The following is a 12,548-nucleotide window of genomic DNA, read 5'->3' on the forward strand; positions in this document are numbered from 1 at the left end:
TAAGCGACGGGGCGCCCAAGTTGCCCCAATTTGGTTCATGATGCCAAGCACGTGCCACCTGACGGCATCGATCTCGTGCCCTGAGGTCATGATCGGGCATTGATCCGAGAATTAAGTGGACTTTATCATGAAACCTTCCGCCAATCTTATCCAGCGCCAGACCCAGTCCCTGGTGATGTCACCGCAACAGATGCAATCCATCCGGTTGCTGCAAATGAATCATTTCGAACTCAGCCAGTTTATCGCTCAAGAAGTGGAACAGAATCCGCTGCTCGAATTTCAGGACGACAACGTGGCGGATGGCGAATGCGGCGGAACCCAAGATGGTGAGTATGCTCATCAATCGGAGGATGCTGGCGGGGACGATGGTTATGACAATCGTGACCAGGCGCTCTCCACCGACTGGTGCGACAATGGCGGCAGCGCCAGCACCAGCCGACTGAACGACGAGCTCGACGCCAACTACACCGATGTCTTTCCTGACGACGGCGCCCCGCAGCGCCTCGATGCGCCGGAACTCGTCAGCCAGTGGAAGTCGATGCCGGGCAGCGGTGAAGGCGCCGACTACGATCTCGACGATTTCGTCGCCGGTCAGGTGTCGCTGCGCGATCATCTCGCCCAGCAGATCCCCTTCGTCCTGCCTGACATGGCCGACCGGCTGATCGCGCAGACTTTCGTCGACCAGCTCGACGAGCGAGGTCATCTGCAGGCCGATATTGTCGAGGCAAGCGAGAGGCTGGGCACGAGCCTCGCACAGGCCGAGCGCGTGCTTGCCACCCTGCAGAGCCTTGATCCGCCAGGTGTTTTTGCCCGCAGCCTCGCCGAATGCCTGGCGATCCAGCTCAGGCAGAAGGACCGGTACGACCCGGCCATGCAGGCTCTGGTCGAAAACCTCGAACTGCTGGCCCGGCGCGACTTTGCCACGCTGAAGCGGCTCTGCGGCGTCGACGAGGAAGATCTTCTCGACATGCTCCGCGAGATCCGTCAGCTCAATCCCAAGCCCGGCAGCGGCTTCGAAGCGGGTGTTTCCCAAGCAATCACGCCGGATGTAGTCGTCAGGCCCGCCTCGGACGGCGGCTGGCTGGTCGAGCTCAATCCGGATACGCTGCCGCGCGTGCTGGTCAACAAGTCCTATTCTTCCCTGGTGAAAAAGAACGACGAAGCTCGCGCCTTCCTTGCCGGTTGCCAGGAGAAGGTCAGTTGGCTGAAGCGCAGCCTCGACGAGCGGGAAAAAACCATCATGAAGGTGGTAATCGAAATCGTCCGCCAGCAGGACGCCTTCCTGTTGCACGGCGTCGACTACCTGCGCCCGCTGAACCAGAAGACGGTCGCCGAGGCGATCAAGATGGATGAATCCACCGTCAGCCGCGTCACGTCGAACAAATATATGCTGACGCCACGCGGCCTCTTTGAACTCAAATATTTCTTCACCGTCTCGATCAGCGCCGTCGCGGGCGGTGACAGCCATTCGGCCGAAGCCGTGCGTCACAAGATCCGTGCGCTGATCCTGCGGGAGAGCCCGGAGGCGGTGCTTTCCGATAACGATATCGTCGAGATGCTGAAGAAGGGCGGCGTCGATCTTGCCCGCCGCACGGTTGCGAAATACCGGCAAGAGATGAACATCGCCTCTTCGGTCCAGCGCCGCCGCGAGAAGCGGGCACTCGCCAAGGTCGCGGGCTTCTGAGGCTGTCTTCAACCCGGATCGAATTATCCTGCTCTAATCGGCGGCGCGGGTTTCCGTGTCCGGCTGCGCTCAGGTTACGATAGAACCAACCCTTGATCGAGGAGAAGGCATTGCCGGATATGCCTACCCGAGCCGGTTAGGCCGCGGCGTGGGCGATACCCTAATTGCGGAGGACTATGACCCAATTGCGCTCGATCTTTTTCGCTTTGCCGGACGATGAGCTTGCGCTGGCGCAGAAAGCCGGCCATTTTCTACGTCACGCATTCGGCTATTCGCCCGACACTTGCACAACCGTGATCGGGTTCGGCGCGTCAGCTATTGGTCGTCTATGCGATGGTTCGGCGCAAAACGAACTAACGCAATGTTTGTATAGCCGGAACATCGGATCAGGCCGTGTTGCCACGTCGAAGGGCTATCCTCTCACCAGCCAAGATCGGCTCGCAATCATCGAGCGGCGCCAACGGAACGATATCATAGCAGTTGCTTGTTTTCGATTCGACCCAGTGAGCCAATATTCAAAAAATATAGACCGGATGGACTGCAGTCGCTATCTGAAAGGCTTGCGACGCTGAAGACGTCGCCGCCGAATCAGACACCCGAGGCTTCTTTAAGATGAAAAAAGTCCAACGCAGCTTTGCCGTCGAGTACAAATCAGGTCGCCGGAAACTCAATTTCAAACCGAACTCAATCTGGGGAGACACCGATCTCAAGTCCGTTGCTCAAGATCTTCAGAACGAGGCAATGCCATTTCTGTCATTAACTCCTCAGGCAAAAAGCAGCGAGATGCTTGTATCCGGAGAAGAACAGGCTGGGTCGTTATTGACACTGCCGATCGAGCAGGAGACAAATGCATCGGCTTTACAGGAGACCACAATGGCCGACGAAAACGATACGATGATCAATGCTGAACCGCCGGCCGCGATCGCGTCCGATGTATCGAAGAAAGTGCGCAAACCTCGCGCCAAGAAGGCAGTGCCTGAAACGGCCCCAGCCCCGGTTTCTGTGCAACCAGCATTGGCTTCGAATGCCACCGCCGGAAAGCAAAAGAGAGGACGCAAAGCAAAGTCTGACGAAGGTGCGACAAACGCCAGACGTGCGCCTATCAGGCGTGCTCCGAGGGCGGTTCAGGCAGCGACGGCACCGTCGGTAGCTGCAGTTGACGAGTTTTCGGATCTTCTGCAGCTGGAAGAGGAAAATCAAAGACTGCGGAAGCTGCTGGCCGAGAAGCTACGTGCTGAAAATGCCGATCTGCGAAAGAGGCTCAACCTCGGTTGATCGACAGCCGTCGATCAAGCGCTGGCCGCATTCTCATGCTTATTGATGCGAATAGTTTGGCGGCGGTTAGTCATGCCGGCAACGCTTTTGCACGTAGTTTGCGCACGGGGTAGAATTCGAGGTCGAATAAAATGGCGTCTCCATGGAAGCTTCTTGCCAGACTGGTGTCCCCGCAACGGCAGCAGAGGCAAGAACACGGCTCGACCGATGCCGTGAAGGACGTATTGGCCATTGCCAAGCCGGCAGCCAACAACCAGTTAGGCGCCGCAGACCGTCCGGCCGATGAAAAGTCAGTTCTCCAGGGTCATTCCGCGGCGGCGCCAGTCGACCCGGGTCGTGCCGAAGAGGCGGCAAGCGCTGTTAATGGTCCCGCAGATATCGAAGGCGCGGGACCGGAGGAAGGAGCTGATCCAGCTTTGTTCGATGAAGTCGACATAGCTGCGCATGCCGCGGGTGAAGGTCAAACGCGAAAGCGCAGCACGCGGGGCAAGAAGTCGAAAACTATTGCAGTCGTTCTCCCACGGTCCCCGAGCGTTTGCACTGCTTCTGACGATGCGGTCAATCTCAATGAAGAGATCAGGCTCCTCCGCCACCAACTCGAGAGCAAGCTTCGAATGCAAAATGCGCAACTGAAGCATATGCTGGAGCGTTTCGAGCACTGAACGTGTCCAAGTCCGATCCACCGGCCGCGGGTTTGAGCTGCGTGTCAACGCATTTTATGCTGAGGACGATAGCCGTACCGCACACGCTTCTCGCAGATCTCACGAAGACGACGTTCCAGACAGGCCTGATCGGCGCGGAAAGCCGGCATACTTCTTCTTCCATTTGAAGTAGGTCGCCTGATTTATGCCCGCTTGCGCCACTTCAGAACCGTCTTCGGATTGATCCCGTAGCTCCGGCTCAGCTCCGCGGCCGAAGCTTGCGATCGCTGTATTGCAGCTCGAATTGCGTGCGCGGTCGTGGCGCTGCCGTGACGTATTTGGCCGATAGTGCTTCCTTCCATTCGGCGGAAAAGATCGCACCATCAATTCCCGGGATCAAACACCTAGTACGGGAAAAATCGGTTCTCACGCAGCAGGTTGAGAAAATGCGCCAGCTCGGCCTTAACCGTTTCGGTGAGGAGGCGGACCGGGCCGATGGTGGATCCGAACGAGATCAGAGCTTTGAGGTGAATGGCAAGATCGCTGCTAGCCCGAACATTGGCTCTAACCGCCATGAGCTTTTTCGCAACCACCTCATTATCCAGGGTGAGGATCTCCTGATCTTGCGCAACCCGGCCGTCGTCCAGGATGCGAGAAGCGCGCCCGGAGAAGGACGCGACCAGGGGCGATGGGTACCCACGGTATGGGGATTGTCCAAATCTACCCGCTCGTAGCGCAGCCTTCATGACTTATCCGATTTGAAGCCTGTCGGAGCGCCTCTTCAACGCGGTAGTGATCGGGGCTGCTTCCGACAACGCATGTCGGAAGCCCTACAAACCCTGCGAATAGCGACAACAGCACATGTGCAATTTCAAAGGGTTATCGGCGCAACCTGACTGGCACGAGTAGTGCTCAGAGTAAGTCGGGTCGCTACTGACCTGTTCCGATTTTGGGAGATCAAGTGACTATGCACACTGTGCCTTTTATCAAACGGGTGCCGGACATTCAGGCGCCTGATCGTCGTTCCGGAAAGCGGACAATTGATGGACACCCGGCCCCGGTCGGATCCGCAATTGCAAAGATGCAGAACCTCCGGTGACTGACTTACAGGCGTCTCTTGCACGACCCGCGGCGTCCAACGCGGAGAAGCATAGGTGTTCATGACTAATGGGAATTCCAATGACCGCCATCTGCATCAAGGCTCGGGTGTCTTCCTGTCACGACGGAGACATCGCCATCCTCCCAAAAGAAGGACACTATCGCAATGGCCGCCCGCACCCGCAGAAGCCATTTTAGAAGACGAGATCACAAGCGTGGGTCCAACAGACGGAACATGCGCCGCGCTTCGAAATCGAAGCAACTCGGCCTGATACTTCACACGCTCATTCCTGGCGCACGAAGCGTCGGATAGCTATTGGTGGAGAATGAAAATGACCTCTTGTTTAGGCATAGACTCTCCAGCTCCGTCTATCAATGTGCAGCACTGGCTGCGAGGCGATCCGCTTTCCAACTTCCAGCTCGGCAAGATATACATCCCTGCGTTCGTTTCGACTACCTGCAGTGGTTGCGGGGCGGCGCTGGCCCGCCTGGCTCAGTTGCATGAGCAATACCGGGATATCGGAATTGAGGTCATCGGCATTGTAACGGCTGACGAGGCCCCAGCTGAGGTGGACGCATGGGTAACCAAATGGCTCCCGAATGCGAACATACGGATCGGGTTCGACCACTCAGGCGAAATGGATAAGGATTGGCTCAAAGCCAGCCTGACGTTCCACGTTCCAAAGGCGTTCATTGTCGACCGAGACGGTAGGATCGCCTTTATCGGCGATCTGGTTAAGCTCGAGGACGTTCTGCCAAAAGTGATTGACGGCAGCTGGCGCGCCAGCGCCGAAGCAAAAAATGCCGAAGAGGAGCGGATTGCTGAAGCCGAGATCCATGCTCCGCAGCGCGCGTTGCTTCGTCGAATCCGGGAGGCGACAGAGATTGAGGATTGGAAGACGGCGCTCTCTGCCATTGAAGAGGGCATCATCCTTTTCCCGGACAACATCAGGTTCCACCAGAAGCATGTCGAGATATTGATTGGAGTAATGCGCGACATGGAGGCGGGCTGGATCGCATTAGTCCAATTTGCTCGCACTGCAATTGAACGAAACTCTGAAGATTGGCTTCTCGCGGCGCTGCAAGACCTCTTCGGTCCAATCTACGATTACTCGGGCCTTCCATTGGCCGAACGTTCTTCGATGGCTAAGGAGCTCTCCGAACGAATCCTGAGACTGTATCCGCAGCACGATGCTCCTTTCCGCTATCATTCTTACCTGACAATTGCCTTTTACTACCATGAGAGCGGCGACGATGACCGCGCTGTCGATTTGATCGAGCAGGCTCTGAAGTTCGTGGACGGAGAGGCTCTCCCGGACGTCGAGAAGCACGAACGGATGGCACAATTGCTGCATACCTTGGCGGAGTATAAGGGTGAGCAGGTTTGTTATGGGGGGATTTGTGCAGCTCCGCGAAAGCAGTGTTGAAAATAGGAACCTGTTGGCGCTGCTCAGACAGCGTCGACAGGAATTCTAACGAACCATTGGAGCAAAAACGCATGTTTGATCCGGCCGGATCGCTCGCGTTTCGCACACATCCCACAACCGGCATCACGAGGGAAGACGGTCGATCTGTCAGTTTCTTCCGAAATCAGCGCAATGGAATGAAGCGTTCGCTGGGATACGGGAATTTGGATGCATTGACGGCGATCATCGGAGCTTTGCGCAATGTCAAACTGAGCGCTGATATCAAGGTCTACCCGAATCGCGAACCAACGCCAGGTCTGCTCGTGCTGCCGCTTGCCCGCGAATTTCACAAAGCTTCGCCGCTATGTGCGGGGATTACCGTTCGTCAGCGCATCGCCCGCGCGGACTCGCGTTGCAGCCTTTCCAACAGATGCAATGCTCGATCGTCTAAGCCCGTCGGAACAAAGATGTGGTCGTGGTGATACGCGGCCACCATGTTGCACGGTATCCCGGCTTCTGCGAGAGAGGCGGCGACGCCCGCCGTAAGGCCGACGCCATCGAGCGCAGAATTCACATTGAGGGTGATCTGGCGCATCGCAAGTGAAATTTCGAACCCCGCTTCGTGCGCCTCTCCTTTCTCAAGGATGACTGTCAAACCTTCTTTTTCGTGAAATGTCGCGATCGGATTCAGATTGTGGGCTTTGCTCCCTTCATTGGGAATCGAGCAGAATACATACTCGCCTTCTTTGAGCGAGGGCGTCATGTTCGACAGCATTTCGAATTTGTCTCGCAACACAATAGCCATTGCCAGCGGTCTCCTCTGCGTATCACAGGATGTCTTGGCCATGTCTAAGACGGGAACTGGGCGCGAACAAATGAGATTTCCTTAACTGGCATAAGGCAGATTGACGATGTTGGATCGTTTCAACTTAAGCGCAGTCCTTCGCAACGCAAGCCCTTGAGCGGGTGACCAAAGTACTTCGGGTTACGCCTTTGGCGGTCTCGCAGCATATTAGAGCGCTTGAGGAAAAGGTTGGCTGTCTTCATAGCCCGCGATCAACCGTGCCGGCCTACTCAATTGGAGTGAGGATATTCCGTTACGCCGCACGGTACTCCCACGACAACGCAGACTCCTTCCTAGAGGCCTCCCCATTCCCGAAGTAATAGCATGTCACCTCGTCTCGGGAGGCATTGATTTCTTGCTCGAGATAGTGGTTGAAGCGCGACCCGTGAGTTGCGGCACCAATCTTCCTGGAAGAGGTGCAGCGTGGAAGAAGCTGTTCAAAAAAGTCAGCGCGGCGCATCACATATTTTTTTTAGAACCCCTAGAGCGGATGCGGTCCTTCGGATCCTCGACGCGTCGAAATCCGCGTCATTTCCAGAGCTGTCACCTCTGCCACAGTCAGACCAGTGGTTTCTGCGACGTCGTCCAGCGAATAGCCGCGAGCCAGACGAGCTTCTGCAAGCAGAGCGCCAACGGACGGGGCAACTGGGAATTTCGCAATTTTCGAGACCATGTTCATGTCGTTTAAGGCTCCTTTTGGCGGCCGGAAAACGTGCATCCGTTTTCTAGTTCCACCGCTGCCGATCGCGTCCGGCAACGGACAGTTGCTTCGAAATCCGCGAGCGCTCTTTCTATCAGTTTGTGCGACGGAGTATAGGTCTAACGCGATGAAGGATGGACAACGCTTGCATGGCAAACAACGAGAGGTGACCAGCTCCGAACTGCGGCGCAAACTCGCGACGGCCGACAAACAGCTTCCTATCTGGCGGGAGCGTTCGCGGCGGTGGGAAGCTCGTAGGGAGTAATGCACTGATTGTTCCCAAGCGGGGAGTGATGGACAAACAATTCGGGCGTTGCCTCGGCGTGATTAGCTCGTGGGCCGCAGGTTCGGCCAGAGCTTGTAAAAAATCTCCCGGGCTCTGTTGATCGGCGTCGGGTTGAATAGATCGCCGGAGAACGGCGCGTCGAGGTCAAGCGCGGCCTGAGTTCAAGGACCCTTCATCGTCTTGGCACTCTAAGGGTTTAGTGAGACTTGGAGCGCCCAAAAAGAGGATGCAAGCAAACCTGCATTGTGTCGCATTCGCCCTTCAGCTCTTGATGACGGAGTCCTTGAGGCGTGACGAGCTGAAACGGAATGTAGCCCTTCTTTTCGACCTTTTCGCCCTTAGCAGGCTTGAGTGCGGTATCGACTGAGCCTTGCCCTGGCCGGCGCCATCCTGGAACACGGTAAGGTCGAGATCGCGCGCCTGCATGGCGGCAAGCACGTCCTGTGTGGCGTCGGCGCCGGCGCCGACGACGACCGTGGTCATATTCCTTGCCTCTTTGAAACGTCTGATCACGCCGTGTCTGCATGGCGGCAGACGGCTTTCGGGCGTGCCCGTCAAGCATGCGGTCGAGAACGGAGCAACTGATGGCGAGTTCGGTCTGCCGACCAGGCCGCGACCTGGCTCCCAGAGGCCGCCCTATGATGGCCTTGTATCGCCCGACTACCGTTTTCACCAGCAAGAGTTTGCCGTAGCGGTAGAGACCTGCCATTTCACCTAGGCGCCGTGAAGTGCGATATATGTAATAATATATGAATGACATACTTTATAACTCGAAGGTTTCTCAAAATAATAGGTAAAGTTCGCCAAACTGGAAATGATATACGATAATATATACTCAATACATCTGTTGCGTTGTTTATCGTTTTCATCGAGTGTCCCGTCATGGGGAGCTACGGTAGCACGGGAAATTCTTTCCCTATGAATGCTGAAACCTTTCCGGCGACAGCATCGTCTGGAGGCTTGCACAAGGAGCACATGACATGGATCATCAAAAGCAATCAGACAAGCGCCTTGGCTGCTCGCATCTGCGGTTGGCAACCATCGACGGCGTGTCGCTGTCTGGTCTGCAGTTGTCACTCGAGCCGCAGGAGGGTTCTGGGTCGACGAAGAAGACCTTTCTCCAACAATTGCTCCTGGATTTTGCTTTCGGCTGCGAGCTATTTTATCCGATCCAGCTATATGAACATCTCGCAACGAGCGAGGGCGACGACAAGGGCGCTAAACCATTAGGTGAGAGTTACGAGTATGGAACTGGGAGAGTTCGGACCGGCCGCCACGTCCCTCATTTGAAATCCACGTCTCTCGGGTTTCCATATTCCAGAATGGAAGCGCCTGCTCAGTCGCCAACTCTTGCAAACTACAACAACAGGTCGGCGAGCGGATGGAGGACATCATGGACGACATGGATGCAACGCAAGCAAAGGACGGCTCGGGCACACGGGTTTCAAAACGTGCGAACCAGCACGGCAGGAACATCGAAAGATGGTAAGAAAGTCTTCAGGAACCTGACCGTTACACGGTACGCGCAAGCCCTAGTTCAAATCCTGCTGCCGCTATCATATACACTGACAACGCTCACTTGTCGGCAAAATTCAAGGGTATTTGGCCCGCAAGGTTCGCCCAATTATACTTCCGAAAGGATTTCATTCTCTATGTCATTATGTTCTGCGAAATGCATTCGCATCGCCGCGCTTGCAGCGGCTGCCATCGTGCTGGGCACCCAGTTCGCAATTGCGCAAGAACCGTCTATAGGGGCTCAGTGGCTGAACACGCCGGTATCTCGGGTGGAAGCGCTTGCGGTCCTCCAGACCCTGAATGCCAATCTCCTGAGTAACGCCAGTGCTACGTTGACCCTTGACCGTTGGTGCGCCGCGCATAAGCTCGCACCGGAAGGTTTCAAGATCGTAGCTCAGCGTGTGGGCGGGCAAGGCAAACCGGCCGATGAGGACATCCGTAAACTTCTGACCGTCGGACCCGGTGAGTTGATCGCTTATCGCCGCGTCCGACTGGTCTGCGGAGATCGCGTCTTGTCTGAAGCCGACAACTGGTATGTACCTGCAAAGTTAACTGCAGAAATGAATCAGGCGCTGAATACCAGCGATATCCCTTTTGGCAGAGCCGTTCAGGCTCTCAATTTCACTCGCACAAACCTGTCTGCCAAGTTGCTCTGGTCCCCTCTATCCGAAGGCTGGGACATGGACGGCTCAACAGCGCATGAAACAAGTTCCCCCGGCCTGCCGGCGTTCCTGCTCGAACATCGAGCCGTATTGAAACTTCCAGACGGCACGCCGTTTAGCGCCCTGGTCGAAAGCTACACGGAAAAAGTACTAGACTTTCCAGTTCCGCGCCTGCTTTCTCAATAGCGCTTCGGTATCTCGGTAGATTTGGCGAAATAAATCGACTGCCACTGCATGCGACAAGGGCGCTTGTCTTGCGGAAGCGTGCCGGCCGGCACGATTGCCCTTGTCCATCGTTTAACAGCGGCGACACGCACGATATCCTGTGTGTAACCTAACCCCGAGCCATCGCAGATTGTCGCTTGACAGTCCCCTCGGCAAGCCTCTACCCTTTTTGCATTCACCAGGGGGGTCCCGGCAAGGGGCTGAGATACTGCTGGACAATACGGCTTTGCCGATTGTGGCGCAGTGACCCGTTGAACCTGATCCAGTTCATACTGGCGTAGGGACGGTGCAAGCGCTCGAAGGCAGTGGATTCACGCGCGGAATCCGTGCCGGCGTCTTTTCATCATTCCGGCTGATGACTGGGTCTCCAATCGAAAACTTGGAGCCTCAAACCATGAATATCGCCGCCACCCCAACTGTCACCACCGGCCCCTTGCCGGCATCCAGGAAGATCTACATTCGGGGGGACGTCCATCCCGACATTTGCGTGCCGATGCGCGAAATCAGCCTGCATCCGACATCGGGCGAGCCGCCCGTTGTCGTCTACGACTCGTCCGGCCCCTATACGATCGAGGGCACCGAGATCCGTATCGAACAGGGGCTGCCCTCACTGCGACGTGACTGGGTTCTCGCCCGCGGCGACGTCGAGGCCTATAAGGGCCGCCATGTCCGTCCCGAAGACAACGGCTTTGCCAGCGGCGAAAGGCTGACGCCCGAATTCCCCGCGCTACGCCAGCCGCTGCGCGCAAAGGACGGCAGTGCAGTCACCCAGCTCTCTTATGCGCGCGCCGGCATCATCACGCCCGAGATGGAATTCATAGCCATCCGCGAAAACCTCGGCCGCAAGGCGCAGGCGGACGCCATAGTCCGCGACGGCGAAAGTTTCGGCGCCCACATTCCCGACCATGTGACGGCGGAATTCGTCCGGCAGGAAGTGGCGGCGGGTCGGGCGATCATCCCCGCCAACATCAACCATCCGGAAGCCGAACCGATGATCATCGGCCGCAATTTTCTGGTGAAGATCAACGCCAATATCGGCAACTCCGCCGTCACCTCATCGATGGCGGAGGAGGTTGAGAAGATGGTCTGGGCGGCCCGCTGGGGCGCCGATACCGTCATGGATCTCTCCACCGGCCGCAACATCCACAACATCCGCGAATGGATCATCCGCAATTCGCCCGTGCCGATCGGTACCGTGCCGCTCTATCAGGCGCTGGAGAAGGTCGATGGCATTGCCGAGAACCTGACCTGGGAGGTGTATCGCGACACGCTGATCGAACAGGCCGAACAGGGCGTCGATTATTTCACCATCCATGCCGGCGTGCGGCTTCACTACATCCCGCTCACCGTCAACCGCGTCACCGGCATTGTCTCGCGCGGCGGTTCGATCATGGCGAAGTGGTGTCTCCATCATCACCGCGAAAGCTTCCTCTACGAGCATTTCGAGGAGATCTGCGACATCTGCCGCGCCTATGACGTCTCCTTCTCGCTCGGCGATGGCCTGCGCCCCGGCTCGATCGCCGACGCGAATGATGCGGCGCAGTTCGCCGAACTAGAAACACTGGGAGAGCTGACCAAGATCGCCTGGGCGAAAGACTGCCAGGTGATGATCGAAGGCCCCGGCCATGTGCCGATGCACAAGATCAAGGAGAACATGGACAAGCAGCTCGAAGTCTGCGGCGAGGCGCCTTTCTACACGCTCGGGCCGCTGACGACCGATATCGCGCCGGGCTACGATCACATCACCTCTGGGATAGGCGCAGCGATGATCGGCTGGTTCGGCACGGCGATGCTCTGCTACGTCACGCCCAAGGAGCATCTGGGGCTTCCCGACCGCAATGACGTGAAGGTAGGCGTCATCACCTACAAGATAGCGGCTCACGCCGCCGATCTCGCCAAGGGGCATCCGGCGGCACAGCTGCGCGATGACGCGCTCTCGCGTGCCCGTTTCGAATTCCGCTGGGAGGATCAGTTCAACCTCTCGCTGGACCCCGAAACCGCCCGCAGCTTCCACGACGAGACGCTGCCGAAGGAGGCGCACAAGGTCGCGCACTTCTGCTCCATGTGCGGACCGAAATTCTGCTCGATGCGCATCTCGCACGATATCCGCGCCGAAGCGCAGAAGGAGGGACTGGAGGCGATGGCGGCACGTTATCGCGAGGGCGGCGGCCTCTATATGCCGGTAGAAACCCTGCAGCAAACGAGCGAATGA

Annotated in this window: 9 protein-coding genes, 3 pseudogenes and 1 riboswitch; of the genes and pseudogenes, 7 read left to right on the forward strand and 5 right to left on the reverse strand. The window is 57.1% G+C overall.

From position 1 onward, the window contains the following. Positions 1-127 precede the first annotated feature (127 nt). The 4 genes from rpoN to HJB82_RS31605 all read left to right on the forward strand — a co-directional run bounded on the left by rpoN (position 128) and on the right by HJB82_RS31605 (position 3,621). Complete coding sequence (gene rpoN / locus HJB82_RS15240) at positions 128-1,684, forward strand: RNA polymerase factor sigma-54 (RefSeq protein WP_221140481.1); 1,557 nt, start codon at positions 128-130, stop codon at positions 1,682-1,684. Between the two features lie 176 nt (positions 1,685-1,860). Continuing rightward, a complete protein-coding gene (locus tag HJB82_RS15245) occupies positions 1,861-2,256 on the forward strand; it encodes a hypothetical protein (RefSeq protein ID WP_221140483.1) in 396 nt (131 codons plus the stop codon). A 40-nt stretch (positions 2,257-2,296) separates the two neighbouring features. Continuing rightward, on the forward strand, positions 2,297-2,959 hold the full coding sequence (locus HJB82_RS15250; protein ID WP_168260073.1) for a transcriptional regulator: 663 nt from the start codon (positions 2,297-2,299) through the stop codon (positions 2,957-2,959). A 131-nt stretch (positions 2,960-3,090) separates the two neighbouring features. After that, a complete protein-coding gene (locus tag HJB82_RS31605) occupies positions 3,091-3,621 on the forward strand; it encodes a hypothetical protein (RefSeq protein WP_221159701.1) in 531 nt (176 codons plus the stop codon). Positions 3,622-3,809: 188 nt separating this feature from the next. On the opposite strand, the pseudogene HJB82_RS15260 reads toward HJB82_RS31605, so the two are convergent. After that, a pseudogene (locus tag HJB82_RS15260) lies at positions 3,810-3,947 on the reverse strand (IS481 family transposase); the annotation flags it as partial. A gap of 57 nt (positions 3,948-4,004) precedes the next feature. Further along, positions 4,005-4,346 carry a hypothetical protein gene (locus HJB82_RS15265; protein WP_221140488.1) on the reverse strand — a complete coding sequence of 114 codons (342 nt, stop codon included), beginning with the start codon at positions 4,344-4,346 and terminating at the stop codon, positions 4,005-4,007. A gap of 678 nt (positions 4,347-5,024) precedes the next feature. Here HJB82_RS15265 and HJB82_RS15270 point away from each other — a divergent pair. Next, the gene (locus tag HJB82_RS15270) at positions 5,025-6,125 is read left to right on the forward strand and encodes a TlpA disulfide reductase family protein (protein ID WP_311044403.1); all 1,101 of its coding nucleotides are present in this window, start codon (positions 5,025-5,027) and stop codon (positions 6,123-6,125) included. A gap of 364 nt (positions 6,126-6,489) precedes the next feature. Here the strand turns inward: HJB82_RS15270 and HJB82_RS15275 are convergent, their stop codons facing one another. The 3 genes and pseudogenes from HJB82_RS15275 to HJB82_RS15285 form a co-directional block, all read right to left on the reverse strand. Next, on the reverse strand, positions 6,490-6,909 hold the full coding sequence (locus tag HJB82_RS15275; RefSeq protein WP_221140491.1) for an ACT domain-containing protein: 420 nt from the start codon (positions 6,907-6,909) through the stop codon (positions 6,490-6,492). 485 nt (positions 6,910-7,394) lie between these two features. Continuing rightward, a pseudogene (locus tag HJB82_RS15280) lies at positions 7,395-7,627 on the reverse strand (helix-turn-helix domain-containing protein). Positions 7,628-8,208: 581 nt separating this feature from the next. Continuing rightward, a pseudogene (locus tag HJB82_RS15285) lies at positions 8,209-8,450 on the reverse strand (rhizopine-binding protein); the annotation flags it as partial. A 1,136-nt stretch (positions 8,451-9,586) separates the two neighbouring features. Here HJB82_RS15285 and HJB82_RS15295 point away from each other — a divergent pair. Both HJB82_RS15295 and thiC read left to right on the forward strand, forming a co-directional pair. Continuing rightward, positions 9,587-10,297 carry a hypothetical protein gene (locus HJB82_RS15295; RefSeq protein WP_221140630.1) on the forward strand — a complete coding sequence of 237 codons (711 nt, stop codon included), beginning with the start codon at positions 9,587-9,589 and terminating at the stop codon, positions 10,295-10,297. A gap of 209 nt (positions 10,298-10,506) precedes the next feature. Then, positions 10,507-10,638: riboswitch (TPP riboswitch) on the forward strand. Between the two features lie 92 nt (positions 10,639-10,730). Continuing rightward, on the forward strand, positions 10,731-12,548 hold the full coding sequence (gene thiC, locus HJB82_RS15300; RefSeq protein ID WP_221140493.1) for a phosphomethylpyrimidine synthase ThiC: 1,818 nt from the start codon (positions 10,731-10,733) through the stop codon (positions 12,546-12,548).

Source organism: Rhizobium sp. NZLR10, from assembly GCF_019685125.1.
Lineage (GTDB): Bacteria > Pseudomonadota > Alphaproteobacteria > Rhizobiales > Rhizobiaceae > Rhizobium.